The organism is Alloalcanivorax mobilis, from assembly GCF_002864685.1.
Classification (GTDB): Bacteria; Pseudomonadota; Gammaproteobacteria; order Pseudomonadales; family Alcanivoracaceae; genus Alloalcanivorax; species Alloalcanivorax mobilis.
Map to the genome: position 1 here is coordinate 83,723 of NZ_NMQZ01000012.1, position 26,013 is coordinate 109,735.

The following is a 26,013-nucleotide window of genomic DNA, read 5'->3' on the forward strand; positions in this document are numbered from 1 at the left end:
TAAAAGATTGTGGCGGTTTTTGACTTTTTCTTTTCTCTTATCTGAACACTGAAAACTGAACACTTTCTTAAAGATTAAAAATAAAAACCGGGAGAGAGAAGATGAACAAGAAAAGTCTGTCCTGGCTGGCCGGCGGCGTTTTTTTGCTGTCCGGCATGCCAATCGCCGCGAGTGCTTTTGACACCTTCGCCGATGAAGACCGCAGCGCCGAGCTGAGCGGTGAGGTGGCGCATCAACGCTATCAGTTCAATACGCCCACCACGGTCACCTATGACCGCGACACCGTCAGCCTGGGCGCCAGCTCGGCGCGCGTCTACGTGGCCGACATGGGCAATCACCGCGTGCAGGTGCTCAACCTCAACGGCCAGCTCACCGGCACTCTGGACGACGCCGACCAGACCCTGGCCGCGGACAGCCCGGCCAGCGCCGTGCCGGACATTCGCGCGCCGCTGGGCATCGCCTTTCTGTCCGCCAGCGAAGCCGAGGATGACCGCCTCGCCGGGCTCTACGTGAACGACGTGGGCCGCCACCAGATCCACTTCTTCCGTACCGTCGCCAGCGGCCCCGGCGCGTTCGAATACGTCACCTCGATTGGCCAGGAAGGCAGCGGCGGCGGCACCGATCTGCACTTGCCTCGCAACATGACCATCACCCCGCAGGGCTTTATTTACGTCTCCGATGAGTTCAATCACCGCATCAAGTCGTTTCGCATTGACCCGGACAACGGCTACCAGGCCACGCTGATTGAAACCCTGGGGTATCAGAACGGCAGCGGCGATTACGTCGGCGCCGGCCCGATTCTGCGCGGTGTCGACAAGGACTACGGCAGCGATTCCAGCCACTACGACGACTACGCCGGCGAGCCGGCCAAGCGCGACGGCTTCCGCATTCCCCAGGGCATGACCTATTACAAGGCACCCGCCAGCGACGCCACCTATCTGTACGTGGCCGACAACGGCAACAACCGCATCAAGATTTTCCAGGTTGATCCGCTCACCGGCGAGCTCACCCTGCGCGACATGCTCGGCCGCTTCCGCGACGACCACGGCAACGTGGACCATCTCAAGCGTCCCCGTGGCGTGCGCACCGATGCCGACGGCAATCTCTACGTGGCGGACACCTACAACGGTCGCATTATCCTGTTCCCCAATCAGGGCGATCTGGCTGATCCGCAGCCGATCCACTACCGCGCCAGCCTGAGCGCCGACGCCGAAGCGACCTGGATGTACGGCCACCTCGGCATTCATCAGGTGGAAATGCGCTCACCCACCACCGCCGGCAACGAAGACGCCGCCTTCCAACTGCCCAACGACCTGGTGCCGGTGCTGCGCGCCGACGGCAGCTTCTACCGCGAGAACATCTGGTCCTACGGCTATTACTACAGCAATGCCCGGGTGCACCTGGTCAGCGATTCCGGCAACAACCGCATCAAAAAGTGCTGGAGCAATTCCAGCGGCACCACACTGCTGCGTTGTTCGGTCTCCGCCGGGGTCGGCACCGTCGCCAACCATGAATTCTGGGGTTACCCGCGCACTCTGGCTGGCCAGCTTCATTCCGCCAGCGGCATGGCCTGGCTGGGCAGCAAGAACCGTCTGCTGGTCAGCGACACTCCCAACACCCGCATCAATATGTACGACAGCGCCGGCAACTATCAGGGCCGTTTCCCGGGCACCAGCATCAGCTACGGCGTCACCGGCATCGCCACCTTCACCGACCCCAATATCGGTGAGGCGGTGGCGGTGCTGGTGGGCGCCGACGCCACCCTGCCCTGGCCCTACATTGGCGACGCCAGCCTGCGCATCTACGACGCCAACGGCAATCTCGAAGAGCTGTTCAACCTGAGCTACCGCACCGGTGGCCTGCCGGTGCCGGAAATCGGCCTGTCCACCAGCAACACCAATTACCCGGTGGCGGTGAGCGTGATCCAGGACGGCGCCGCCGATCAGCACGCCATCTACATCACCAGCTTCGACAACTATGTCTGGCGCTTCGACTACGACAGCGGCAGCAGCACCCTCAATGGCGACTGGTACGCCGGCGGCGTGGACGACGACAAAGGCAACGACCTGGGCGAAAACTGGAGCCTGGGCCCGGATTTCTTCAACCAGGGCGACGCCGGCACCTTTGATCAGATCGGCGGCGTGCTGGCCCTGAACAATCGGATCTACGTCACCGACCGCCGCAACCAGCGCCTGCAGGCGCTGAACCCGGCCACCGGCGCTCTGATCGGCCAGGTCGGCGTGGGCGGCGGCACCTACGACCATCCGGACGGCTTCGACCCGGATCGCCTGTTCCTGCCCGCCGGCCTCGCCTACGACGCCGACCACGACGCCGTGATCGTCGCCGATGGCTTCAACATGGCGGCCCGCGCCTGGAGCAACCCGGACCACTACAGCGCCAACGGCGCCGGCGTGATCGACCCGGACTACCAAGGCCAATGGCTGGACCCGGCGCTGGGCACCCGCCCCGGCGGCCTGTTCGACACCGAACAAGTGGCGGTGGGCGGCGGCGACATCTATGTGTTCTCGCTGATCAGCAACCGCATTACCCGCTTCGACTGGAGCGAGATTGAACCTTAGAAGCAGTGTTCAGTGTTCAGTGTTCAGTGTTCAGTGTTCAGTGTTCAGAGTTCAGTGTTCAGTGTTCAGTGTTCAGTGTTCGCGGGCACCGCCTTTCGGCGGCACCCGCGCCTGCCGCAACTCACCCGATAAAGCGGCCTCCGCGAGCGCACACTGAAAACTGAAAACTGAAAACTTTTTATACCTGGAGGTCTCCATGGAGATGTTCGACCTGCTCGCCCATCGCGCGCGGGTAACCCCGGAGCGGCTGGCGTTGGAAGATCTGCACGACGGCAGCCGTTACACCTATGCCCAATTCAACGAGCGCGCCGCCCGGTTTGCCGCGGCGGCGCTCGGCGCCTGGGGGCTGGAACCCGGCGACCGCCTGGTGTATCTGGGCCACAGCCGCGCGGAATTTTTCGTGATGTTGTTCGGTTGCGCCAAAGCCGGGGTGATCCTGGTGCCGGCCAACTGGCGCCTGGCGGTGCCGGAATTGGAAGTGCTGCTGGAAGATTGCCAGCCCGCCGCCTTGATTCACGGCGGCGAGTTCGACGACACCGCCGCCACCCTGGGCGAAACCCATCCGGGCATGATCCTGATCGGCCTGGATGGCACCCCCGGGCGCAGCCGCGATTACCACGGCGATCTGGCCGCCACCCGGCCGGACCTCAATGCGCACCCGGAAAAAAGCCCGGACACGCCCTGGTACCTGCTGTACACCTCCGGCACCACCGGCAAGCCCAAGGGCGTGATTCAGACCTTCCGCATGATGCTGGCCAATTATCTGAACATCGGCCTGGCGGTGAACCTGAACGGCGACGACGTGCTGCTCAATGTGCTGCCGCTGTTTCATACCGCCGGCATCAATCTTTATTCCTCGGCGGTGTTCATGGTCGGTGGCGCGGTGCTGGTATCGCGCGCCTTCGAGCCGGCCGACGCCATGGCGATTCTGGAGCAGCGCGCCACCGTGTTCTTCGGCGTGCCGGCGGTCTACCAGGCATTGCTCGAACAGCCCGATTTCAGTGGCGAGCGGCTGCGCCGGGTGCGCTCGTGGGGCTGCGGCGGCGCGGCGCTCTCTCTGCCGGTGGCGCAACGCTACGTGGACCAGGGCATTCGCGTGCGCACCGGCATGGGCATGACCGAAACCGGCCCCACCGTGTTCCTGCTCGACGAAGACCAGGTGATCAACAAGATCGGCTCGGTGGGCCGGCCGCAACTGCTCACCGAGGTGCGCATTGTCAACGCCGACGGCGAAGACCTGCCCCGTGGCGAGGCCGGCGAACTGCTGCTGCGCGGCCCCAACATCACCCCCGGCTACTGGAACCGCCCGGAGGCCACCGCCGAGGCGATCGGCACGGACGGCTGGCTGCGCAGCGGCGACGTGGCGCGCTGCGACGAAGACGGCTACTACTTCATCGTTGACCGCTGGAAAGACATGTTCATCTCCGGCGGCGAGAACGTGTACCCCGCCGAAGTGGAAAAAGTGCTGGAGGCGCACCCGGACATCGCCGAGGTGGCGGTGATCGGCATCGCCGATGATCGCTGGGGCGAAGTGGGCAAGGCCTGCATTGGCCTGCGCCCCGGCGCCGCCACGCCGGATCAGGACAGCCTGCGCGCCTACTGCCGCGAACGGCTGGCCGGCTACAAGATTCCCAAGCTGTTCGAGGTGGTCGATGCGCTGCCCCGCAACGCGCTGGGCAAAGTGACCAAACAGGAGTTGCGCGATGCCGCACGCCCCCGCTAACCCGTCGCCGGCCAGCGGCCGCGTGGAAGTCAAACGCACCCTGCGCCAGGCGGATTTCGACCGTTTCGCCCGCCTCAGCGGCGACCACAACCCGATTCACGTGGACCCGGTGTTCGCCGCCGCCAGCCGCTTTGGCGCCACCGTCTCCCACGGCATGTTGCTGTTCAGCGCCTTGCGCGGCCTGCTCAGCCGCCATTACCCCAACGCCCGCCTGGATCTGCAAGACGTGAAGTTCCCGGCACCGGCCTACGCCGACGAAACGCTGACCCTGGTGCTGGAGCCGCAAGGTCCGGCCCAGGATGGCGAGCTGCGGCTCGCCACCCACGTGATCAAAGCCGATGGCCGGCGCTGCCTGGAAGGCCACTGCCGCCTCACCCTGACCGCCGAGGAGACACCATGAACGCCCGTGCCCTGCCCCGCTTTCACGCCTTGAAACTGGAAGACCAGGCCACCGTGGCGCGCACTTTCAGCGCCGAGGATGTACGCGAGTGGTGTGATCTGGCCGGCGTCGACGCCCCCTTCGACCAGGTCCCCGAACCGCTCATCGCCGGCTTGTTTTCCTACCTGCTGGGCGAGCATTTGCCCGGCCACGGCACCAACTACTTGAAGCAGCACATGCGCTTCGAAGAGCAAGGCCGCATCGGCGAAGCGCTCACCGCCAGCGTCACCGTCACCCATCTGCGCCCGGGCAAGGCCCTGGTCAACCTGGACACGTTGTGCACCGGGGAAGATGGCCGTGTCATCTGCGCCGGCGACGCCCTGGTCCTGTTCGAGCAATAGCCCCGGAGTGAGAACAATGAGTACCGTCAACCCCGGGCTACGCCCCTGGCTCGACAATCTCAATCAACTGATGGACGCCGCCCGCGCCAGCCACGCCACCGCCACCCCGGTGAACGTGCGCGAAGCGCTCGCCAACATGACCGCCGCGCTGGTCAGCGAGCGCCCGGACACCGCCTGGGTCGGCGACGCCATGGTCGACACCGGCGCTTATCCCGTGCCGGTGCGGCTGTACGACCCGGCACCGGAGAAAGAAAAACCGGTCTGCCTGTTTTTCCATGGCGGCGGCCACATGGCCGGCAGCATTACCGTGTACGACCCGATCTGCCGCAAGCTGGCCCGCGCCAGCGGTCAACTGGTGGTATCGGTGGAATACCGCCTGGCACCGGAATGCCCCTACCCGCTGGGCCTGGAAGACTGCCTGGCGGTGGCCCGCCATATCTGGCCAACCCTGGAGCACAAACAACGCAAAGTGCGCCGCCGCCTGGCGCTGGTCGGCGATTCCGGCGGCGGCACCCTGGCCGCCTCGGTGAGCGCCCTGGCCCGCGACGACGACGCGCTGCACATCGACAAACAGGTGCTGATCTACCCCAGCCTCGACTACGCCCTGGAACATCCCTCGATCCACGAAAACGGACGCGGCTATTTGCTCGAAGAAGAACGCATCCACTGGTACTTCGACGCCTACTTCAAACCCGGCGACGACCGCCGCGCCGCCTCGCCCCTGCACATGGGCGTCAATGAACGCCTTCCCGAAACGCTGATGGTCACCGCCGGCTTCTGCCCCCTGCGCGACGAAGCCCTCGCCTACCTGGAGCGCCTCGACCAGGCGCGCGTCCCCAACCAGCACCTGCACCTGGACGACATGATCCACGCCTACCTCAACCTCGAAGATCTGGTACCGGAAGCCTGCGCGCAGACCTATCGGGCCATTGGCGGGTTTCTTAGGGGGTGATCGATAGTTTTCAGTGTTCAGTGTTCAGTGGAGGGGTGATTTAACGGCAGGCAGGGAACAGCAGACCCGCGCCGGGGTTGGATTCTGGTGTGGGAGCGGTCCCTGACCGCGAATCGGCTTTGCCAGGCCCGCCTCGCCTTCGGCTCGGTTCGCGGTCGGGGACCGCTCCCACAGCGGCGCTATAGCCTGGCCAGAACAGGGAACAGGATGCAGGAAACAGTCAGGCCCGCACCCGGTTTCGATTCCGGTGTGGGAGCGGTCCCTGACCGCGAATCGGCTTTGCCAGGCCCGCCTCGCCTTCGGCTCGGTTCGCGATCAAGGATCGCTCCCACAGCGGCTTCGTAGTTGGATTTGATTTTTTTCTGAAAACTGAACACTGAAAACTGAAAACCCAACCCCAAACCGCAAGCACGGCCTCGCCAAACCCGAGGCCTCCGCCGACCGCTTCCCCAGATCCCGAATCCCGAACCCTACAACAAATCATCAATCCCGTAGCAGTGCCCGGCGAGCAGATTCTGGGCGAGCAGGAAACGGTCCTGGGGGGTGGTGGCGTTCATTTCCGCCACGGTGAGGGATTCCAACAGCCAGGTGTCCCAGACATTGACGAAGCGGGCGCGGATGTCCACATCGCCGCGCAGCATGTTGGCGCCCAGCGCGGTGACGCTGAGCCGGCCGTCGTCCCGTTCGATGCGATAGCCCTGGTTGGGGTAGCCCACTTCCAGGCAAGAGAGAAAATCCTTCATGCTGCGTTGCGAGGGTTGGCCCACGGCGTAGGCCAGGGGTTGATCGGGGACGTCACTGAGCAAAGCGCGAATGTTCGCGTCGTCGAGGCGTTCGCGCAGCACCGTCAGCGCCTTGTGATCGGCGGCCCGGCTGCGCGCTTGTGCTTCGCGGCGCTGGTTTTCCATGTCCTCCTGGATGCGGCGCCGTTCGGCGGCGGCGCGTGCCCGTTGCGCGGCGATGGCCTGCTGGTCGCGGTAGGCCTGGTCCACCAAGGCGTCGAGCTGTCGCTCGCGGCGCAGCGCCTGGGCCGTGTCAATGCGCCGCTGGCAGCCGGGTAACGCGGTGTCATTCAACCAGTGACGGGACACATAAGCACCGCGCCGCCGTGCCTCGGCCAGCTCGGCGCATTCGCCGCGCAGCGCACCCAATTCCTTGATCGACGGGTAATCCAGCCCGGCCACCGAGTCCGGCGCCTTAACCCGCCCCACCCAGCCAGCACTGGTCTCGCCCAGGCTGGCGCAGCCGGACAACAGCAACGGGCAGACCAGGGCGGCGAAGATAAACGGCGGGATACGGGGCATGGAAACGGGGGGTTCTCCGGTTTTCAGTTTTCAGTTTTCAGTTTTCAGTTTTCAGTGACTGAACACCGAAAACTGAACACTGAACACTTTATCTACGCTCTTGTCGCGGCGATCTTTTCTTTCCAGATCACCGGGCCGGTTTTGTGCACGGATTCGCCGTTGGAATCCACCGCCACGGTCACCGGCATGTCTTCCACTTCGAATTCGTAGATCGCTTCCATGCCCAGATCCTCGAAGGCGGCGACGCGGGATTTGCGGATCGCCTTGGACACCAGGTAGGCGGCGCCGCCCACGGCCATCAGGTAGACCGCCTTGTTGTCCTTGATCGCCTCGATGGCGGTGTCGCCGCGCTCGGCCTTGCCGACCATGCCGATCAGACCGGTCTTTTCCAGCATGGTGCGGGTGAACTTGTCCATGCGCGTGGCGGTGGTGGGGCCCGCCGGGCCCACCACTTCGTCGCCCACCGGATCCACCGGGCCGACGTAATAGATAAAGCGGTTGGTGAAGTCCACCGGCAGTTCCTCGCCTTTGGAAATCATGTCCACCATGCGTTTATGCGCCGCGTCACGACCGGTGAGCAGCTTGCCGGACAACAGAATGGTGTCGCCGGGCTGCCAGGTCTGCACCTCTTCCGGGGTCACCGTGTCCAGATTGACGCGCTTGGCGCCCTCGTCGTTGCCCCAGGCAATGTCCGGCCACTCTTCCAGATCCGGCGCTTTCAGATCCGCCGGGCCGCTGCCGTCGAGAATAAAGTGGGCGTGGCGGGTGGCGGCGCAGTTGGGGATGATCGCCACCGGCTTGTTGGCCGCGTGGGTGGGATAATCCGCCACCTTCACATCCAGCACCGTGGTCAGGCCACCCAGGCCCTGGGCGCCGATGCCCAGGGCGTTGACCTTCTCGAACAGCTCCAGGCGCAGTTCCTCGGCGCGGGTTTGCGCGCCCCGGGCCTGCAACTCGTGGATGTCGATGGGGTCCATCAGCGCTTCCTTGGCGATCAGCATGGCCTTCTCGGCGGTGCCGCCGATGCCAATGCCGAGCATGCCCGGCGGGCACCAGCCGGCGCCCATTTTCGGAATCTGTTCCAGCACCCAGTCGACCACGGAATCGGACGGGTTGAGCATGGCGAACTTGGATTTCGCCTCCGAGCCGCCGCCCTTGGCCGCCACGTCGATTTCCAGGGTGTCGCCGGGCACGATGGAGTAATTGATCACCGCCGGCGTGTTGTCCTTGGTGTTGGCGCGCTTGCCGTCCGGGTCCGCCAGCACCGAGGCGCGCAGCACGTTGTCCGGGTGGTTGTAGGCCCGGCGCACGCCTTCGTTGATCATGTCGTCCAGGCTCATGTCGCCTTCAAAGGTCACGTTCATGCCGACCTTGGCGAACACGGTGACAATGCCGGTGTCCTGGCAGATCGGCCGGTGGCCCATGGCCGCCATGCGCGAATTCACCAGAATCTGTGCCATCGCGTCCTTGGCCGCTTTGCTCTCTTCCTTTTCGTAGGCTTCCTTCACCGCGCGGATGAAATCCACCGGGTGGTAGTAAGAGATGTACTGAAGCGCATCGGCCACGCTCTGGATCAGATCGTCCTGGCGGATCACCGTCATCGGGGCTACTCCTGACTGCTGGGATTCGGGGCGCGCATTATAGCGGACCGTTGGGGTTTGGGCACGCTGGATGCTGGACGCCAGACGCCGGACGCTGGACGCTAAACCCGGAACGGTGATGAAGGGTGTGTTTCCTGGAGGGTCGGGCGCGTCAGTAAACACACCCTTGCTGCCAGTCAAGGGTTTTAGCGTCCGGCGTCCGGCGTCCGGCGTCCGGCGTCCGGCGTCCAGCGTCAGAGCGATCTCCACCCCGGTGACTCTATCGCGGGGACGTCAGTCGAAAAGCTGGTCAAACTCCGTGGAGAAGTCGCCGCTGGCAGGATGAATATCCAGGTCCATCGCAACGCGACCAATAAGATTCCGAGCCGTCCGGAGAAGCAAACCGGTTAAGGATTCCAGAGCATTGAAATGCTCCGCGATGGCGTCGTAGTTGGTTTCGTAGTCATGAGCCGCCATATTGCGAGCCATTCGGCTTTGCTGCCAGTACTCGGCCGATTCCAGCACACCCAGTTTCTCGAAAAACGCCAGAACCTTGAGAAAACTGTCCGGCGCTTCGCTCATTAGCAAAGCCGTGTGGCGCATGGCGACGGCCAACGTATCCTGAAGTTTCGCGAAGCGTTCATTGATCGCGGCCAGCGTCTCGAAGAGTTCCGTGTCCTTGCGTTTGCGCGCTAACGTTGCCCCATCCAGCGGCCAATCAATTTTTTGTTCGGAATGATCCAGAAAATAGGCGCAACGCTGTAGCGCTTCGAGTAACTGCGCAAGGTGACGACGCTCTTCTGCCAGGGCATCCGCCATCAGAAGGCCTCCGGCAAGCGTCTGGCACGGGCTTTCGCCAACGCCTGAAACGAACTGAGCGCCTTGCCCCGCTCAGTAATAACCAGGTCCACCGGCAGAGCCAAGGCTCTTTCCAATTCAATTTTCAGCGCCGCGCGCTGTAATAGCGGAACAGCGACTTCCGATTCGATCAGCAAATCCAAATCACCGCCCCGCTTCGTGTCGTCGATCCGGGAACCAAACACGGACACATCCACCGTGTTGCCAAGCCGCGCTTGGACAATCCGTTGGATCTGTCGCTGCTGTTCTTCGGTCAGACGCATGGTCGGGCTCATTAACTATGATTTCAAAGAGTAAAATAGAACCATTGATCAGTCGAGAATGAAACCCAGGCGGCGGGCCTTGAGCACCGCCTGGGTGCGGTTGTCGCACGACGCTGGACGCTGGACGCCGGACGCTAAAACCCGCGACTGGCAGCATGGGTGTGTTTACTGACGCGCCCGACCCTCCAGGAAACACGCCATTCATCCCCGTCCCGGGTTTAGCGTCCAGCGTCCAGCGCCCCCCCCTCAAACGCTCGAGCACTCCCCCCGCTTGAGGTGCGCCACCAGCCGCTCACCCACCGTTTCCGGGCGCTCCAGGTGCAGAAAGTGGCCGGTGCCTTCAATGCGTTCCAGCCACAGCCCGGCGGGGAAATCCTTGTGGTTGACGGCGTGGTCGAGCAGGCGCGGGCTCATGCAGCCATCGTTTTCGCCCATCAACACCTGGGTGGGCACCTGAATGTTCCCAGCCAGCCAGCCCCGGGCTTCGCGTTGCTCGCGCCGCCACAGGCGCGGCATATGGCGATACCAGCTCAGCGCGGCGGGCAGCACACCCGGCTCGCGCAGGGTGTGCTTGGCATTCTCCAGCGCCAGCCCCGGTTCCCAGCCCGGCGACCAGCGCCGCCACAGGGTTTCCACCCCTTGCAGATCATTGCGCGACAGCCAGGTTTCCGGGGCCAGCGGCAGTTGGAAAAACGACATGTAGGCGCTCAGCCGCGCTTGCTCGGGCACCTTCAGCAGCGCCTGGGGCAGCCTCTTCAGCGGCGGAATCGCCAGCGCGCTGAAACTGCAGAAGCTGTCCGGGTAGCGGGCACAGGCCAGATAGCCCACCACCGCCCCCCAGTCGTGGCCGATCAGATGCACCCGGCCACCGAGCTGGTTGGCGAACACCAGCAGATCTTCCACCGCCGCGGACAATGAGTAATTGCCGCCGCCGGGCTGACAACCGGGCGCATAGCCGCGCAGGGCCGGTGCCACCGCGGTGTAACCGGCGTCGGCGAGCAGGTTCATTTGCACCGCCCAGTTCTCCCAGGTGTCCGGGAAGCCGTGCAGCAGAATCACCGGCTCGCCATCGCCGGCGAGCAGCGCCGGGAAACGCAGATGCCCGTTGAGCAGTTCGACCTGCTTCATGGTTGGGCGCTCCATGACACAACACTCCGTGTCCGATGATCGCAGCAAGGGTTCATTGAATGACCTCGAAATCGGTGAATCCGCGCGGGGCGCGTTGGTTGACGATCAGTTCTTCCACCCGGGCCCGGCGCGGGCCCTGGCGCATCCATTTCAGCAACGCGGTGACCGCCTCTTCCTCGCCTTCCAGCCACGCCTGCACGCCACCGTCAGAGAGATTGCGCACCTCGCCGGCCACCGCCAGCAGCCGGGCCTGCTCACGGGTACTGGCGCGATAATACACGCCTTGCACATGGCCAAGCACCCGCACCTCTCTGGCAATCGTGCTCATCGGGATTCCTCCTTTTGGTCCGGGCGGTTCGCGGCCGGGCGCGGGTTCGCCTGCCCCTGCTTCGCCGGGTTGTTGGCCGGTGGCGCGTCCCGGCTCTCCTCTCGGTTTTCCTCTCGGCTTTCCTCTTGGCTCTCATCCGGTTTCGCCGCCACCGGTTGCGCGGTCCCGTCTTCGCCGTGCTCGGGCGGGCTTTCCGGTATCGGCACCGTCTGTTCCTGAAACAGGCTTTCCAGATCCAGGTTGAGCGGCCGGTGCAGCCCCTGGCGGGCCAGGTCACAGCGGCTTTTCAGCTCGTGTTCCCAACTGTGTTTGCCGGCGCCGTGCACACTCAACTGCTGCTCCACCGGCCAGGGCATCATCGCCACCAACTGACCCAGGGTGATGCCGCGCAGGTCACGCACCAGCACATAGCCACCGTCGTCGGTGCGGCGGATCAGTTTGCTGTCCTGCAACAGATTACGGAACTCATCCCAGTGGGTGACACCGGATTCGCGCAATACCCGCCGCACCTGGTGACCGTTAAGCACCTTGCCCTGGCGCTGGCGTGTCCAGAACACATGCAACAGCCGCATCATTGCCTGCAGGCGTGGCACCCGGCGGCGATGTTCCTCGAACACCACCAGCGCGCGCACCAGCTCGGCGCCCAGCAGCACCAGAATCCAGGAGATATACACCCACAGCAGGAACACCGGCACCGCCGCGAAGGCGCCATACACCACCTGATAGCTGGGCGCGTGCTTGATGAACTGGGCGAAGCCGGTCTTCGCCAATTCAAACAACAACGCCGCCACCGCCGCGCCCAGCAGGCCCTGACGAAACGGCACCGAGGTATTGGGCACCACGGTATAGAGCAGTGTCAGCATGGTCAGGGTAAGCAGAAACGGCAACAACGAGAGCCAGAAACGCACGCCGCCCAAATACGCCACCGTATCGTTGACCAGCGACAGCGAAGTCAAATAGGAAGAGATCCCCAAGCCGACGCCGAGCAGCATCGGCCCCAGCGACAACAGCGCCCAATACATGAGCATGCTGGTCAGGCCCTTGCGCGGCTCCCTGACTTTCCAGATGCGGTTCAGCGTTTGCTCCACGGTGCGCAGCATCAACACCGAGGTCACCACCAGGAACACCACGCCCACGCCGGTCAGCTTGGTGGCCTGGCGGGAAAACTCGCTCAAGTGCTCAAGCACCTGGTTGCCGGCGGTGGGCACCAGATACTCGAACGCCCAGTGCTGAATCACCATGCCCCGGTCACTGAGTTCGGGGATCGCGGCGATCACCGCGAACATCACCGTCATGATCGGTACGATGGCGAACAGCGTGGTGTAAGTCAGAGCGGCGGCACTGGACTGACAGCCGTCGTCCACGAACTGACGCCCCAGCAGGCGCAGAAAGGCCCACACCGACGCGGCGCGGGCGCGGAACGGGATCACCGGTTCCTGATTGTCTTCGTGTTCGTCGCTCACTCTCATTTTTCCTCGAGCCGCGGGTGATTTTTCAAGCCGCTGCCGTACAATGCGTGAACCTTCGCATCGATAACAGTTACGTTATGGCCGATTACACGATTTATCACAATCCGCGCTGTTCGAAATCCCGCCAGACCCTGGCGCTGCTTGAGCAACACGGCATTGAACCGCGCGTGATCCGCTATCTGGATACGCCGCCGGACGCGGCGACCCTGCGCGCGCTGGTCAACAAGCTGGGGCTGGCGCGCGCCCACGATCTGTTGCGCACCGGCGAGAGCGAATACGCCGAGGCCGGCCTTAGCGCGGACGCCGGCGACGCCGCCGTGATCCAGGCGCTGGTGGCGCACCCGAAACTGCTGGAACGCCCGGTGGTGGTCAAGGGCGACCAGGCGGTGCTGGGGCGCCCGCCGGAAAACGTGCTTACGCTGATCGCGGACCCACGGGATCGCTGAACCGGGCGACACGCCGCCGGCATCCGCAATGTCCCTCATGGAGTGAGCATGGCCGACTACATCCTGATTCTCTATTACAGCCGCACCGGCAGCCTCGCCAATCTGGCCCGGCAGGTGGCGCGCGGCGTGGAAGGCGCTGGCCTGGAAGCGCGCTTGCGCAGCGTGGCGCCGATCTCCGCCAATCATGAAGCGGTGGCCCCGGCGATACCGGACAGCGGCGCGCCCTACGCCACCCAGCAGGATCTGGCCGGCTGCGCGGGCCTGGCGCTGGGCTCGCCAACCCGGTTTGGCAATATGGCGGCACCGCTCAAGTACTTTCTCGATCAGAGCAGTGACCTGTGGATGTCCGGCGCCCTGGTGGGCCGCCCGGCCGGCGTGTTCACCTCCACCGGCAGCCTGCACGGCGGCCAGGAAAGCACGCTGCTGTCGATGATGCTGCCGCTGTTGCACCACGGCATGGTGCTCGCCGGCGTGCCCTACACCGAACCGGCCTTGATGAGAACCCGCGCCGGTGGCACCCCCTACGGCGCCAGCCATGTGGCCGGCGCGGACAGCGATGCCACGCTCAGCGATGACGAAAGCGCCATCGCCCGCACCCTCGGCCGCCGCCTCGCCGAACTGGCCCGCAAACTCGCCTGAACCACCAAACACTGAAAACTGAAAACTGAAAACTGAAAACCAATCGAACCCCAGGACCCCCAATGCTGAACACCCTGCTGCGCCTGACCTTCCTGTTTCTGCTGGTGATCGGCTGCGCCGGTTTGTTCTGGTTCTCGCCACCGAATGCCCCGGCTACCTTGCCGGCTCTGCTGGCGCTGATTATTTACGGCCCGTTGCTGCTGGTCGGCCTGGCGGCGATGCGCCTGCATCCCCGCTCGCTGACCTGGCTGTGTTTCCTGCTGCTGTTCTATTTCTGCGGCTATGTGGTGCAGGCGTTCAACCCACCGCCGGTGCGCACCCTGGCGGTGGTGGAAATTTCGCTGACGGTGGTGCTGTTCGTGCTGTGCATGGTGGTGATCCGACGGGGAAGCCGTGCTGATTGATGACCAGATCCACATCGACACCCCGGAAGGCGCGCGGCTGACTCTGTCACCGGCCGGCCCGCTGCCGCGGGCGTTGGCCTACGGCATCGATTTTCTGATCCGTGGCGTGATTCTGCTGGTGGTGGCGCTGCCGATGACCCTGTTCGGCGAAGGCGGCAGCGGTGTCTATCTGGTGCTGCTGTTTTTACTGGAGTGGTTTTACCCGGTGTTCTTTGAAGCGTTCAACCAGGGGCGCACGCCGGGCAAAAAACGGCTCGGGCTGGCGGTGGTGCACAGCAACGGCGCGCCGTTGGGTTTTAACGGCAGCCTGGTGCGCAATCTGCTGCGCGCCGCGGACTTGTTTCCAATGTTTTATCTGACCGGCTTCGTGGTGATGCTGATCAGCCCGCGTCAACAACGGCTTGGCGACCTGGCCGCCGACACCCTGGTGATTCACAGCCCGCCGCCGCCGGCGCTGAGCGGCGCCACCGACAGTGAAGCGGAGCCGCCCGACTGGCCTCTGAGCCGCCAGGACCAACAGGTACTGCTGGCCTTCAGCGACCGCGCCGGCGCCCTCAGCGAGGCCCGCCAGCAGGAACTTGCCGCGCTGGCCTACCCGGATCTGCCCCCCGCCGCCGCCCTGCAACGGCTGCGGCGAGTGGCCCGCCACGTGCTGGGGGCGGCATGAAGCAAAGCCAGTTCGAGCAACGCTACCGGCCCCAGTGGCAACGCCTGGAAGCCGCCCTGCAGGGGCTTGAAGGCTCGCGTCGGCGGCGCCGGCAAGCGCCTCTGGCGGCCTTCGCCGCCGATTACCAAAGCCTCTGCCACCAACTGGCACTGGCCCGCGAACGCGGCTACAGCCTGGCGCTGCAGGAATACCTCAACGCCTTGATGTTGCGGGCTCACCGCCAGCTTTATCGGCAACGCGCGCCGCTGCTGCCGGCCATGGCGACGTTTCTGGGCAGCGGCTTCCCGCGCGCCGTGCGGCACCTGTGGCGCTGGCATCTGATCAGCACCCTGGCGTTCCTGCTCTCCGCGCTGCTGGTGTGGGGCATGATTCTTCACGACCCGGAGCTGGTGCACACCGTGGTCGACGGCGACGGCCTCGCCAACCTGGAAGAAATGTACCATCCGGATCTGCGCGACGGCGCCGAACGCGACCGCGCCACCGACCTGCGCATGTTCGGCTATTACATCTACAACAACGTGGGCATCGCCTTTCGCACCTTCGCCAGCGGCTTGCTGCTGGGAGTGGGCGCGTTGCTGGCGATGCTCTTCAACGGCAGTTTCTTCGGCGCCGCCGCCGGGCACCTGAGCCTGGTGGGCGCGGCGCAACCGTTCTTTACCTTCGTGATTGCCCACGGCGCCCCCGAGCTGATCGCCATCATGCTCGCCGGCGGCGCCGGCCTGCGCCTGGGCTGGGCGGTGCTCTCACCCGGCTCCTGGAGCCGCGTGGAGGCATTGCGCCGCGCCGCGGCGGAGACCTTGCCGGTGATGTACGGCGTTCTCGTGCTGTTGATCCTCGCCGCCTTTATCGAGGCGTTCTGGTCGCCCCGTGAGTTGGCGCCGGCGGTGAAATACAGCGTCGGCGCCCTGTGCTGGCTGGCGCTGGCGCTTTACCTGAGCCTGGCCGGACGGAACCGCCATGGACCCGAATAAACTCAATGCCCGGCTGGCGCCGCGCGGCCCCTGGCAAGCCATCGACCTGGGCACCCGGCTTTATCGGCAGCACTGGAAACGGGCCACCCTGGTGTGGTTGCTGTTCACCGCCGTGCCGTTCGCCGCCCTGCTCGGCTACGGCGTTTTCAGCGGCGGGCTGTTCTGGCCACTGTTGCTGTTCTGGTGGCTCAAACCCCTTTGGGAGCGCCCGCAACTGGCCCTGTTCAGCCGCGCGCTGTTCGGCGAATACCCCGCTCCGCTGGCACTGCTGCGCGGCGTCCGGGGCTATGCTCTGAATGGCCTGGGCGGCCAGCTCAGTTGGCGCCGTTTCAGCCCCAACCGGGGGTTTCTGAACGGCATCTGGCAGTTGGAAGGCAGCCAGGGCGAGGCGGCGGCCGCCCGCGCCCGAACGCTGCGCCACCGCCCCGGGCAGCGCGCCGGCACGCTGATGATGGTGATGGTGACGCTGGAACAATGCCTGACCGCCGCCGTCATTCTGCTCGGCCTGACCCTGATCCCCTGGCAGCTTAATCTGGAATGGAGCGCCTGGTTCGACCAGCAGGGCGTGCTGCATCAGGCGCTGATCGCCGCCGCCTGGTACCTGGTGCTGGGCGTGCTCGAGCCGCTCTACGTGGCCACCTCGTTCGCGCTGTATCTCAACGAACGCACCTGGCTGGAAGGCTGGGACCTGCAGCTGGGACTGGCCCGCATCGGCGAGCGGCGGCGCCGGCTGAGCGCCGTCAGCCTGGCTTTGCTGGCGGTTCTGCTGCTGCCCTGGAGCGTCGAGCCGGCCCGCGCCGCGCCGCCGCCGGACCCGAAACACGACGCCCTGGAGCTGCTCGCCTCGGACACCTTCATGCCCCTGGAAATCCGTGACCAGCGGCGGTTACGCGGTGCCGACGAAAGCGACGCGTCAAGCTGGTGGGAACGTCTGCTCAGAAAGCTGATGGACGGCGAGCCGCCCGCCGATCGCGGTGACGCGCCGTTATCGATGCCCAACTGGCTGGTGCAGACCCTCGGCGCCCTGGTGCTGGTGGCACTGACGGCCCTGCTGGTGTGGATTTTCTGGCAGCGGGCGCGCGGCGGCGTACCGTTGCCGACGCGCCGGCGCCGCACGCCGGTTCAGGTGGCCGGGCTCGACACCCGCGCCGAAGCCCTGCCCGAGGACCCGCAAGGCGCGGCCCGGGCGGCGTTGCGCGCCGGCGACGTTCGCGCGGCGCTGGCGTTACTGCTGCGCCAGACCCTGGTCGATCTGTTCCAGCGCCACCCGCTGCCGCTGCGACCCGGCGCCACCGAACAGGACTGCCTGAGTGCCTACCACCGGGCGCTCGGCGACAGCGAACGGGTATTGCATCTGGAAGCGGTCACCCAGGCCTGGATGCTGACCGCCTGGGCGCACCGGCCGGCCAGCGTCGAGCGGGTCAATGAACTGATCGACCAGGGCCAACACCTGCACGGCAAACCCGGGGGGCAGCCATGAAGCGCGCCTGGCCCTGGCTGTTCGCCCTGCTGCTGGTGGCGGCGGTAGGCGGTTATTTCGCGCTGACCGAACCGGTACGCCGGGTGGTCGCTGGCGAGCTCGACGCCAGCGTGCGCCACAATCCGTACTACGCGGCCCAGGCGCTGCTGCGCCAATGGGGCCACGACACCCGCCGGGTGTTCAGCACGCGCGCCCTGTTTCCCCTGCCCGACCCAGGCACCACCCTGGTGCTGGACGGCAACCGGGGCGAGCTGGGCGACGACCGGGTGGCTGAGCTGCTGCGCTGGGTGCACCGCGGTGGCCACCTGATCGTGGCGGCCCGGCCGGTGCCGGATTGGGACCGGGACCCCCGCGCCACCGCGCCGCAATGGCGGCGCCATGACCCGCTGCTCTACGACGTCGGCGTCACCGCCCACGACAAGCCCGCCGATCCCGGGCAGACGGCGGCGGCACCGCTGGACGATCTGATCGACCGCTTTACGCCGCTCCAGGATCTGCTGCTGGAATACTGCCTGAACAACCCCACCGATGAGCAACGGGCGCAATGCGAGCGTCTCACCTGCGAGGCGCCCGAGTACGCGCCGCCAGCGACCAGCCGCGATCTGGACACTCAACCGCGCCGCTTCGGTCTCGACGACGCCCTGGTGCTGATCCACGAACCCACCGGCGGCGCCGACCAGACGGTGGTCGCCCGCGCCGACAACGACCTGGGCGACAAGCTGGTGGCGCTGCGCGTGGGCGCCGGCCAGGTCACCGTGCTCACCGGTCTGGCCCTGTGGGACAACGACCACCTGCTGTATTTCGATCATGCCTGGTTGCTGGCCGCCCTGGCCGGTTCCGGGCCGGTGTGGTTCGTGCAGGGCATCGCCATGCCGCCGCTGCCCTTGTGGCTGTGGGAACACGCCTGGCCACCGTTGCTGGCCCTGCTGCTGGCGCTGGCATTTTGGTTGTGGCGGCGCCTGCCGCGCCCTGGCGTGACCTGGCAGCGGCCGGTCGCCCAGGGCGCCGATTACCTGGGCCACCTGCGTGCCCTGGGCCACTTTCATTGGCGCACCGGCCAGGCGCGGGCCTTGATCGACCCCTTGCAACACCAGGCGCTGCGCCGCATTCAGCTGCTTCACCCGGACCCGGACACCGCCCTGACACTGGCCGCCGAGCGGCTCGCGGTGCCCCCGGAACGCCTTCATCAGGCACTCGCCCCACCCACCAGGGAGCACGCGCAATGGACCGAGCGCGTGGCCCTGTTGCAACAGATCAGGAGTCGATTATGACCGCCCCGCAAACCCTTGAAGAGGCGTCGGCGCTGGCCGGGCGCATCGAAACCCAGCTCAACCAGGTTCTGATCGGCCAGCCGGCGGTCACCCGCCAGGTGATGATTGCCCTGATCACCGGCGGCCATGTGCTGATCGAAGGCGTGCCCGGGCTCGGCAAAACCCTGCTGGCGCGCAGCCTGGCGCGGGTGCTGGCGCTGTCGTTTCAGCGCATCCAGTTCACCCCCGACCTGATGCCCTCGGACGTCACCGGCCATTCCATCTACAACGCCCGCGAAGAGCGCTTCAAAGTGCAGCGCGGCCCGGCCTTCACCAACCTGCTGCTGGCCGATGAAATCAACCGCGCGCCGGCGAAAACCCAGGCGGCGCTGCTGGAGGTGATGCAGGAACGGCAGATCACCATTGAAGGCGAAAGCTTCGCCCTGGACGCGCCGTTCGTGGTGCTCGCCACCCAGAACCCCCTCGACCAGGAAGGCACCTACCCGCTTCCGGAAGCGGAACTGGACCGTTTTCTGTTCAAGATCGTGATCGGCTACCCGGATCAGCAACACGAAAGCCGCATGGTCAGCATGGTGCTCGACGGCACCCTGCCGGACAGCCTGGAAGCGGCCTCGTTGAGCCCGGTCACCGATGCCGCTGGCATCCTTGCCCTGACCCGCGCCGCCGGGCAGGTTCTGCTCGACGAGGCGATTCTCGATTACCTGCTGCGTCTGGTGCGCGCCACCCGCGACCACCCGGCCCTGGTGCAGGGCGCCAGCCCCCGTGCCAGCATCGCGCTGGCGCGCAGCGCCAAGACCCAGGCGCTGCTCAGCGGCCGCGACTTCGTGATTCCCGACGATGTCAAAACCGTGGCCGCGCCGGTGCTGCGCCACCGCCTGCGCCTGGGCGTGGACGCCGACATCGAAGGCCAGACCGTGGAATCGGTGCTGGTGCACCTGCTGGAACAGGTAGAGGCACCGCGGCAATGATCGGTGTTGTTGGGTCTGACGTCGGACGTCCGACGTCCGACGCTTAACCGCAAACGGAGAGTCTCGGTGGGCTACCGCGAGAAGTGGCACACCTGTCACCTGCTGGAGTGTCACCTGCTGGAGAGAGCATGGCTATAAGACCAGGACGGCGCTTGATTCAGTGTCTGCTGGCGTGGGCGGCGCTGGGGGCGCTGCCGTTGGTGGCGCGGGCCTGGCTGCCGGAGCTGACCCTGGCGGCGCTGCTGGCCTGGCTCGGTGCCGGTCTGGCCGGCGCCCTGTGGGCGTTGAACGACGCCCGTCGCCTGCGCGCCCGCCCCATGCCCATTGCCGAGCGGCGGCTGCCAGCGGCATTGTCGGTGGGCGTCGCCGAAAGCGTGGTGCTGCACCTGCACGGCCAGGGCCGCGACGAACACTGGCTGGTGGCCGACCACCACCCCGCCGACGACCCACACACCGGCTTGCCAGTGCGTGTGGCGCTGGCCGCCGGCAAGCCAGTCACCGAAGTTCGCTACCCTTACCGGCCCACCCGCCGTGGCCGGGTGGCGTTCGGCGACATCGAGCTGTGGCGGCCCTCGCCGGGCCGTCTCTGGGAGGGCCGCTGCCAGGTGCCGGCGGCCAGGCAGGTGCCGGTGTATCCGGATTTCTCGCCGATTGCCCGCGCCGCCCTGGCGGTGGACAAAAGCACCGCCCGGTTTGGCCTGCGTGTGCAGCCGCGCTCCGGCGAGGGGTTGGAATTCCATGAGTTGCGCGATTATCAAAGCGGCGACAGCCCGCGCCGCATTGACTGGAAAGCCAGTGCCCGCCGCCAGCGGCTGATCTCCCGGCATTTCCAGGATGAGCAAAACCAGACCTTGTGGATTCTGCTCGACGGCGGCCGCCGCATGGGCCTGCCGATTGGCGAATTGACCGCTTTCGACCACGGCCTCAATGCGGCCCTGTTGCTGGCCTGGTCCGCCCTGCGCCTGGGCGATCGCAGCGGCGCCATGCTGTTTTCCGCAGAGCCGCCGCGCTGGATCGACCCGGTGCGCGGTGCCAGTGGCATCCACCAGCTTTTAAAAGGCTTCTTCGACGTGCACCCCGGCGACCACGCCAGCGATTTCAGCCAGGCGGCGCGTTACTTCCACCGGCGCTGGCCGCGCCGCTCGCTGGTGGTGATTGTCAGCCGCCTGCAACCGGAAGACAGCGACGATCTGCTCGCCGCCGTGCGTTTGTTGGCCCAGCGCCACCTGGTGATGATCGCCGACCTGCAACTGCCAGAGCAGGAAAGCGCCCGCCACGCGCCGGTGCGCCAGTTCGAGGACGCCATCGCGGTGGCCGCCGACGCCTGGGAGCAACAACACCGCCGCGACCTGCAACTGCGTCTGCGCCATGCTGGCGCCCATCTGGTGGCCGCCACCCCGGAACACCTCTCCGAACGCCTTGGCCAGGCCTACCACGACCTCAAAAGCAGCGGCCGCCTGTAGAACCCGCGAACCTCCTTATAACAGAGCTTCACAAATGGCGGCGGCGCGCTGTGCTACGCTTTCGCCATGGGGTCGGGAAGGCACCCCGACGCAAAAGACCAAAAGCAGGAGCGCGCCATGGCCAACACGCCCGTCGATCAGCAGCCTGAAACCTCGACCCGACCCAGGATTCTTATCAACCCGCCGGTGTTTTACAGCTCAGTGGTGATCATCGCCGGGCTGGTGTTGTTTTCGGTGCTCGCCCAGGAAACCGCCCAGGCATTCTTTACCAATGTGAAGGCCTGGGTGATCGCCGACGCCGGCTGGTTCTACCTGCTCACCGTGGGCATTGTCCTGGCGCTGGTGGTGTTTTTGTCGGTCAGCCGCTACGGCGACATCAAGCTCGGCAAGGACCATTCCGAGCCGGAATACAGCTATACCTCCTGGTTCGCCATGCTGTTCTCGGCGGGCATGGGCATCGGCCTGATGTTCTTCGGCGTCGCCGAGCCGGTGCTGCATTTGATGTCACCGCCGATGGCCGACCCGGGCGGCATCGACGCCGCCCGGGAAGCGATGCGCGCCACCTTCTTTCATTGGGGCCTGCACGCCTGGGCGATCTACGCCATCGTCGGTTTGATTCTCGCCTACTTCAGCTTCCGCCACGGCCTGCCACTGACCCTGCGCTCGGCGCTTTACCCGCTAATCGGCAAGAAAATCTACGGCCCCATCGGCCACGCGGTGGACGTGTTCGCGGTGGTCGGCACCGTGTTCGGCGTGGCCACCTCGCTGGGCTTTGGCGTGGAACAGGTCAACGGCGGGCTCAGTTATCTGTTCGGGCTGCCCAATACCGAGCTCAGTAAAACCATTCTGATCGTCGCCATTACCGGCCTGGCCACGTTATCGGTGGTCACCGGGCTGGACGCCGGCATCCGCCGGCTCTCCGAGCTCAACCTCGGCCTCGCCTTCCTTCTGCTGATCTTCGTGCTGGTGCTGGGCCCCACCACCTTCCTGTTAAAGGCCTACATTCAGAACATCGGCGACTATTTGTCCGAGATCGTCAACATGACGTTCAACCTCTACACCTACCAACCGAAAGTGGAAGACGGCCCGCAGGACTGGCTGGGTGGCTGGACGCTGTTCTACTGGGGCTGGTGGTTGTCCTGGTCGCCGTTCGTGGGCATGTTCATCGCGCGCATTTCCCGGGGCCGCACGATTCGCGAATTCGCCCTCGGCGTGATGCTGGTGCCCGCCGCCTTCACCCTGTTCTGGATGACCGTGTTCGGCGACTCCGCCATTCAGATGATTCTGGACGGCAGCTACACCGAGCTGGCGGCCCAGGTAAAAGACAGCGAGGCGGTGGCGCTGTTCCATTTCCTGGAGCAGTTCCCGTTCTCCACCTTTATCTCCGGCGTCGCCACTCTGATGGTGGTGGTGTTCTTCGTCACTTCGTCGGATTCCGGCTCCATGGTGGTCGACATGCTCGCCTCCGGCGGCCACGACGACACCCCGGTCTGGCAGCGTATTTTCTGGGCCAGCACCGAGGGCTTCGTGGCCATCGCGCTGATGTTCGCCGGCGGGCTCAAGGCACTGCAAGCGGCCACCATCGCCTCGGCGCTGCCGTTCGCGGCGGTGCTGCTGGTCAGTTGCTACGGCTTACTGCGCTCGCTGCGCGTGGAAGGGATTCGCAAGGTCAGCTTCCAGGCCAACCTGGGCACCGCCCCGGCGGCCGCCGTGCACGTCGGCCACACCCCGCCCAGCGGCGGCTGGAAAGCGCGCCTGCGCGGCATGGTCAACTTCCCCACCCGCGCCAAGGTGCTGACCTTCCTCAACGAGGTGGCCACGCCAGCGCTCAACGCGGTGGCCGACGAACTGCGCGGCCACGGCCTGGAAGTGGACGTCCGCGAAGGCGACGACCGCGCCACCCTGGTGGTCAGCCACGGCCAGGAAATCGACTTCAGCTACGGCGTGCGCGTACGCGGCTACGCCCGTCCGTCGATCACCATGCGTCAGCTCGACCACTCCAAACGGCAAGCCGAGCGTGACCAGTATTTCCGCGCCGATGTGTTCCTCAGCGAAGGCGGCCAGGACTACGACCTGATGGGCTACACCCGCGAACAGGTGATCAGCGACGTGCTCGATCAATACGAGAAGCACATGCATTTTCTGCACATGCTTCGTTAACGGGCAGTTTTCAGTGTTCGGTTTTCAGTATTCCGTGCCGCTGACTGTCTCTCCCCCTCTCCCCAACCCCTCTCCCGCGAGGGGAGAGGGGCTAGTAATACGCCCTTCTGAAGGGCTCTTTCTCCCTCGCGGGAAGGGGCTGGAAATACATACCGTTCTGGAGGGTTCCCTCTCCCCTTGCGGGAGAGGGACAGGGAGAGGGGGCGCCGGCGTTCCGCCCCGCCCCACCGTTTCCTATCATCAGTTGCTTTCGTCGCACTCGCTGCCCGATCAGAAATTCACGGTCACCCCGGCGTTGTAGCGGCGCCCATCCAACACCCGTCCGAAATTGTCGTTGCCGACGGTTTTGTCGAACAGGTTATAGACGCCGCCGTAGACGTCGACGTTGTCGGTGAGGCGGTATTTCACGCCGGTGTCGACCATCGTGTAGCTGGGGTATTTTTCGGTCAGGGCGCCGCCTCGGCCGGCGATCTGTTCGGATCGGCCTTTGAAGCGCGCTTTGCTCCACAGCAGGGCTTTTTCGGTGGCGCGCCAGTTGACGCCGATGTTGGCGCGGTGGCGGGGCTGGTCGTTGAGCGGGTTGCCTTTGTTGTCGCCGGACAATTGCTCGCTGTCGGTGAAGGTGTAGTTGGTGTTCACCTCCACGCGATGGCCGAGGGGAAAGGCGAAGGTCACTTCGGCACCCCGAATGCGCGCCTCGTCCACGTTGATGTACTGGTAGAGCTTCTCGTAGTCGTAGCCCTGGTAGACACAGGTGGCGTCCGGGCCAGTGATGCGATCACAGATCACCGGCTTTTCGATCTTGTCTTCGTAGTCGGTATGAAACAGGGTCAGGCTCGCCTGAACGCCGTTGTAGCCGTTCCACAAAGCGCCCATTTCATAGGTCAGGCTCTTTTCCGGCTTGAGGTCGGAGTTGCCGATGTCGCCGCCGTCCACGGAGCCGCCGCCACCGCCTTCGATCCAGTTGGAATCGCCCTGCTTCAGATCCGGCGTCCGGTAGCCGGCGCTGACGCCGCCTTTGAAGGTCAGTTGCGGGTTGAGGTTGTACACGCCGTACACGCGCGGCACGATTTCATCGCCGTAGTTTTCGTCCTTGACCCAGCGCACGCCGCCGGTCAACGCCAGCGGATCGGTGATGAACCATTGGTCCTCGGCGAACACCGCCATGTCCCAGCGTTCCAGATCCGGGGTGCCGATGGCGCGCGCCGGGTTCTCGGTTTTCTGGGTGCGGTACTGGCCGCCCACGGTCAGCACGTTGCTGGCGAACGGCAACACCGTGGCGGTGTTGGCGGTGGTGCGCTGGTAGGTGGCGCTCTGCGTGTCGTTGACCATTTCTTCGTGCTGCACGTAACTCTTGGTGCTGAAGTCACCGCCCCACTCCAGATCGTGGGTGATCGCCTGGTGGCGACGGCGGGTGACCAGATCCCGGGCGCTGCCGGTGCCTTCCACCGTGCCGTTCACGTCCTGGGTGGCGTAGCCGGCCTCCAGTTCGATGTTGTTGGCCTGGTTCGGCGTCCAGTTCAATTTGGCGGTGGTGTTGTCACGGTCGTTCTGCAGATAGCCAGTGTCACGCTCGTCCTCATCGCGGTGGAAGCGCGAGCCGAACACGGTCAGTGCCAGTGTGTCGGACACCAGCGGGCCACTGAGATAGTAGCGCTGCTGGTCACGATCACCGGCTTCGGAGTCTTCTTGGATCATGCGATCCACGGTGACGGTGCCACCCCACTGGTCCGGCACCCGCTTGGTGATCACGTTGATCACACCGCCGAGGGCGTCGGAGCCGTACAACGACGACATCGGCCCACGAATCACCTCAATGCGTTCGATCGCCGAAATCGGTGGCAGCCAGCCAAACTCGGCGCCGGAACCAAAGCCGTTGTAATAGGCCTGGCCGGAGCCCTGGGGTTTGCCGTCCACCAGAATCAGGGTGTACTTGGAATCCATGCCACGGATCGAGATTTCCTCGGTGCCGCCTTTGCCCGAGGGGCCATCGTCCACGTAAACGCCGGGCACGTCCTGCAGTGCTTCGGTGATGTCGCGGTAGGATTTGCCTTCCAGCTCTTCCTTGCCAATCACGGAAATGCTGGCCGGGGCATTGGTGACGTCCACCGCCCGGCCCGACGCGGACGCCGAGGTCACCGTCACCGTGGACAGGGCGTTGCGGCGCGGCTCGCGGCGATCCGCGCGGTTCTCCCCGCGATTCACGTTGGCCGGGTCAAGCTGCAGGGCATAGCTGCCGTTACCCTGTTTGACCGCGCGCAGGCCGGTGCCGGCGAGCAGCGTGCGCAGCCCCTGCTCGGTGCCGTAGCGGCCGTTCAGGCCGGCACTGCTCTTGCCCTGGGTGAGGGCGCCGTCGATCACCAGGGTGAGGCCGGCTTCGCTGGCGTATTGGCTGAGCGCGGCGTCGAGACGGCCGCTTTCAATGCGATATGACTGGCTCGCGGAGGTCTGCGCCAACGCGGGCGGAGCCAGCGCCACCGTGCCTCCCAGGGTGGCGCAAAGCGCCAGAATCGCCAGGCCGGAGCGCCCCCGGCGCGTCCCCATGAGTAAGCGCCCCCGGCGCTGCCCCATTACTACCCG

General features: G+C 65.4%; 23 protein-coding genes. 15 read left to right on the forward strand and 8 right to left on the reverse strand.

Annotation, left to right across the window (positions count from 1 at the left end):
* Positions 1-101 precede the first annotated feature (101 nt).
* From CGS25_RS08570 to CGS25_RS08590, 5 genes are all read left to right on the forward strand, one after another.
* Positions 102-2,579, forward strand: a complete 2,478-nt coding sequence (locus CGS25_RS08570; RefSeq protein WP_101675224.1) for an NHL repeat-containing protein — start codon at positions 102-104, stop codon at positions 2,577-2,579.
* Positions 2,580-2,775: 196 nt separating this feature from the next.
* Positions 2,776-4,302: an acyl-CoA synthetase gene (locus CGS25_RS08575; protein WP_101675225.1), complete on the forward strand. Its 1,527-nt coding sequence runs from the start codon at positions 2,776-2,778 to the stop codon at positions 4,300-4,302.
* Positions 4,283-4,702, forward strand: coding sequence for a MaoC family dehydratase (locus CGS25_RS08580; RefSeq protein WP_089031840.1), 420 nt, complete (start codon positions 4,283-4,285; stop codon positions 4,700-4,702). Before CGS25_RS08575 ends, CGS25_RS08580 begins: the two co-directional genes overlap by 20 nt.
* Complete coding sequence (locus tag CGS25_RS08585; protein WP_089031839.1) at positions 4,699-5,082, forward strand: hotdog family protein; 384 nt, start codon at positions 4,699-4,701, stop codon at positions 5,080-5,082. Before CGS25_RS08580 ends, CGS25_RS08585 begins: the two co-directional genes overlap by 4 nt.
* A 16-nt stretch (positions 5,083-5,098) precedes the next feature.
* The gene (locus CGS25_RS08590; protein WP_101675226.1) at positions 5,099-6,034 is read left to right on the forward strand and encodes an alpha/beta hydrolase; all 936 of its coding nucleotides are present in this window, start codon (positions 5,099-5,101) and stop codon (positions 6,032-6,034) included.
* A gap of 470 nt (positions 6,035-6,504) precedes the next feature.
* On the opposite strand, the gene CGS25_RS08595 is transcribed toward CGS25_RS08590, so the two are convergent.
* From CGS25_RS08595 to CGS25_RS08625, 7 genes are all read right to left on the reverse strand, one after another.
* Positions 6,505-7,338: a hypothetical protein gene (locus tag CGS25_RS08595; RefSeq protein ID WP_101675227.1), complete on the reverse strand. Its 834-nt coding sequence runs from the start codon at positions 7,336-7,338 to the stop codon at positions 6,505-6,507.
* Positions 7,339-7,430: 92 nt separating this feature from the next.
* Positions 7,431-8,939: a fumarate hydratase gene (locus tag CGS25_RS08600; RefSeq protein WP_101675228.1), complete on the reverse strand. Its 1,509-nt coding sequence runs from the start codon at positions 8,937-8,939 to the stop codon at positions 7,431-7,433.
* Between the two features lie 273 nt (positions 8,940-9,212).
* Positions 9,213-9,737 carry a hypothetical protein gene (locus CGS25_RS08605; protein ID WP_232802326.1) on the reverse strand — a complete coding sequence of 175 codons (525 nt, stop codon included), beginning with the start codon at positions 9,735-9,737 and terminating at the stop codon, positions 9,213-9,215.
* Positions 9,737-10,039, reverse strand: a complete 303-nt coding sequence (locus CGS25_RS08610; protein WP_101675230.1) for a nucleotidyltransferase domain-containing protein — start codon at positions 10,037-10,039, stop codon at positions 9,737-9,739. Before CGS25_RS08610 ends, CGS25_RS08605 begins: the two co-directional genes overlap by 1 nt.
* Before the next feature lie 246 nt (positions 10,040-10,285).
* Positions 10,286-11,167, reverse strand: a complete 882-nt coding sequence (locus CGS25_RS08615) for an alpha/beta fold hydrolase (RefSeq protein WP_089031833.1) — start codon at positions 11,165-11,167, stop codon at positions 10,286-10,288.
* Between the two features lie 52 nt (positions 11,168-11,219).
* On the reverse strand, positions 11,220-11,495 hold the full coding sequence (locus CGS25_RS08620) for an acylphosphatase (protein ID WP_089031832.1): 276 nt from the start codon (positions 11,493-11,495) through the stop codon (positions 11,220-11,222).
* Positions 11,492-12,964: a YihY family inner membrane protein gene (locus CGS25_RS08625; protein ID WP_101675231.1), complete on the reverse strand. Its 1,473-nt coding sequence runs from the start codon at positions 12,962-12,964 to the stop codon at positions 11,492-11,494. The genes CGS25_RS08620 and CGS25_RS08625 overlap by 4 nt, the downstream gene beginning before the upstream one ends.
* A 77-nt stretch (positions 12,965-13,041) precedes the next feature.
* On the opposite strand from CGS25_RS08625, the gene arsC reads away from it, so the two are divergent.
* The 10 genes from arsC (at position 13,042) to betT (ending at position 23,433) form a co-directional block, all read left to right on the forward strand.
* Positions 13,042-13,410, forward strand: a complete 369-nt coding sequence (gene arsC / locus CGS25_RS08630) for an arsenate reductase (glutaredoxin) (protein WP_089034476.1) — start codon at positions 13,042-13,044, stop codon at positions 13,408-13,410.
* 48 nt (positions 13,411-13,458) lie between these two features.
* On the forward strand, positions 13,459-14,049 hold the full coding sequence (gene wrbA / locus CGS25_RS08635; RefSeq protein WP_101675232.1) for an NAD(P)H:quinone oxidoreductase: 591 nt from the start codon (positions 13,459-13,461) through the stop codon (positions 14,047-14,049).
* A 62-nt stretch (positions 14,050-14,111) separates the two neighbouring features.
* Entirely contained in the window at positions 14,112-14,453 is a 342-nt protein-coding gene (locus CGS25_RS08640; RefSeq protein WP_198588733.1) for a DUF2069 domain-containing protein, read from the forward strand.
* Entirely contained in the window at positions 14,443-15,120 is a 678-nt protein-coding gene (locus CGS25_RS08645) for an RDD family protein (RefSeq protein ID WP_101675233.1), read from the forward strand. The genes CGS25_RS08640 and CGS25_RS08645 overlap by 11 nt, the downstream gene beginning before the upstream one ends.
* Entirely contained in the window at positions 15,117-16,091 is a 975-nt protein-coding gene (locus CGS25_RS08650) for a stage II sporulation protein M (protein WP_101675234.1), read from the forward strand. The genes CGS25_RS08645 and CGS25_RS08650 overlap by 4 nt, the downstream gene beginning before the upstream one ends.
* Positions 16,078-17,571 carry a DUF4129 domain-containing protein gene (locus CGS25_RS08655; RefSeq protein ID WP_101675235.1) on the forward strand — a complete coding sequence of 498 codons (1,494 nt, stop codon included), beginning with the start codon at positions 16,078-16,080 and terminating at the stop codon, positions 17,569-17,571. The genes CGS25_RS08650 and CGS25_RS08655 overlap by 14 nt, the downstream gene beginning before the upstream one ends.
* The gene (locus CGS25_RS08660; RefSeq protein ID WP_101675236.1) at positions 17,568-18,842 is read left to right on the forward strand and encodes a DUF4350 domain-containing protein; all 1,275 of its coding nucleotides are present in this window, start codon (positions 17,568-17,570) and stop codon (positions 18,840-18,842) included. Before CGS25_RS08655 ends, CGS25_RS08660 begins: the two co-directional genes overlap by 4 nt.
* Positions 18,839-19,810 (forward strand): AAA family ATPase, encoded by a 972-nt coding sequence (locus tag CGS25_RS08665; RefSeq protein WP_089031825.1) that lies wholly within the window; start codon positions 18,839-18,841, stop codon positions 19,808-19,810. The genes CGS25_RS08660 and CGS25_RS08665 overlap by 4 nt, the downstream gene beginning before the upstream one ends.
* A 128-nt stretch (positions 19,811-19,938) precedes the next feature.
* Positions 19,939-21,273, forward strand: a complete 1,335-nt coding sequence (locus CGS25_RS08670) for a DUF58 domain-containing protein (protein ID WP_232802330.1) — start codon at positions 19,939-19,941, stop codon at positions 21,271-21,273.
* A 117-nt stretch (positions 21,274-21,390) separates the two neighbouring features.
* Positions 21,391-23,433 carry a choline BCCT transporter BetT gene (betT, locus tag CGS25_RS08675; protein WP_101675237.1) on the forward strand — a complete coding sequence of 681 codons (2,043 nt, stop codon included), beginning with the start codon at positions 21,391-21,393 and terminating at the stop codon, positions 23,431-23,433.
* A gap of 270 nt (positions 23,434-23,703) precedes the next feature.
* Here betT and CGS25_RS08680 read toward each other — a convergent pair whose 3' ends face one another.
* The gene (locus CGS25_RS08680; RefSeq protein ID WP_101675238.1) at positions 23,704-25,977 is read right to left on the reverse strand and encodes a TonB-dependent receptor; all 2,274 of its coding nucleotides are present in this window, start codon (positions 25,975-25,977) and stop codon (positions 23,704-23,706) included.
* Positions 25,978-26,013 lie beyond the last annotated feature (36 nt).

Coding starts and splice junctions, on each gene's coding strand:
- CGS25_RS08595 (WP_101675227.1), bottom strand. CDS start 7,338: ATGCCCCGTATCCCGCCGTTTATCTTCGCCGCCCTGGTCTGCCCGTTG.
- CGS25_RS08585 (WP_089031839.1), top strand. CDS start 4,699: ATGAACGCCCGTGCCCTGCCCCGCTTTCACGCCTTGAAACTGGAAGAC.
- CGS25_RS08670 (WP_232802330.1), top strand. CDS start 19,939: ATGGCTATAAGACCAGGACGGCGCTTGATTCAGTGTCTGCTGGCGTGG.
- CGS25_RS08590 (WP_101675226.1), top strand. CDS start 5,099: ATGAGTACCGTCAACCCCGGGCTACGCCCCTGGCTCGACAATCTCAAT.
- CGS25_RS08625 (WP_101675231.1), bottom strand. CDS start 12,964: ATGAGAGTGAGCGACGAACACGAAGACAATCAGGAACCGGTGATCCCG.
- CGS25_RS08620 (WP_089031832.1), bottom strand. CDS start 11,495: ATGAGCACGATTGCCAGAGAGGTGCGGGTGCTTGGCCATGTGCAAGGC.
- CGS25_RS08600 (WP_101675228.1), bottom strand. CDS start 8,939: ATGACGGTGATCCGCCAGGACGATCTGATCCAGAGCGTGGCCGATGCG.
- CGS25_RS08580 (WP_089031840.1), top strand. CDS start 4,283: ATGCCGCACGCCCCCGCTAACCCGTCGCCGGCCAGCGGCCGCGTGGAA.
- CGS25_RS08665 (WP_089031825.1), top strand. CDS start 18,839: ATGACCGCCCCGCAAACCCTTGAAGAGGCGTCGGCGCTGGCCGGGCGC.
- CGS25_RS08680 (WP_101675238.1), bottom strand. CDS start 25,977: ATGGGGACGCGCCGGGGGCGCTCCGGCCTGGCGATTCTGGCGCTTTGC.
- arsC (WP_089034476.1), top strand. CDS start 13,042: ATGGCCGATTACACGATTTATCACAATCCGCGCTGTTCGAAATCCCGC.
- CGS25_RS08655 (WP_101675235.1), top strand. CDS start 16,078: ATGGACCCGAATAAACTCAATGCCCGGCTGGCGCCGCGCGGCCCCTGG.
- CGS25_RS08615 (WP_089031833.1), bottom strand. CDS start 11,167: ATGAAGCAGGTCGAACTGCTCAACGGGCATCTGCGTTTCCCGGCGCTG.
- betT (WP_101675237.1), top strand. CDS start 21,391: ATGGCCAACACGCCCGTCGATCAGCAGCCTGAAACCTCGACCCGACCC.
- CGS25_RS08575 (WP_101675225.1), top strand. CDS start 2,776: ATGGAGATGTTCGACCTGCTCGCCCATCGCGCGCGGGTAACCCCGGAG.
- CGS25_RS08650 (WP_101675234.1), top strand. CDS start 15,117: ATGAAGCAAAGCCAGTTCGAGCAACGCTACCGGCCCCAGTGGCAACGC.
- CGS25_RS08605 (WP_232802326.1), bottom strand. CDS start 9,737: ATGGCGGATGCCCTGGCAGAAGAGCGTCGTCACCTTGCGCAGTTACTC.
- CGS25_RS08640 (WP_198588733.1), top strand. CDS start 14,112: ATGCTGAACACCCTGCTGCGCCTGACCTTCCTGTTTCTGCTGGTGATC.
- wrbA (WP_101675232.1), top strand. CDS start 13,459: ATGGCCGACTACATCCTGATTCTCTATTACAGCCGCACCGGCAGCCTC.
- CGS25_RS08610 (WP_101675230.1), bottom strand. CDS start 10,039: ATGCGTCTGACCGAAGAACAGCAGCGACAGATCCAACGGATTGTCCAA.
- CGS25_RS08660 (WP_101675236.1), top strand. CDS start 17,568: ATGAAGCGCGCCTGGCCCTGGCTGTTCGCCCTGCTGCTGGTGGCGGCG.
- CGS25_RS08570 (WP_101675224.1), top strand. CDS start 102: ATGAACAAGAAAAGTCTGTCCTGGCTGGCCGGCGGCGTTTTTTTGCTG.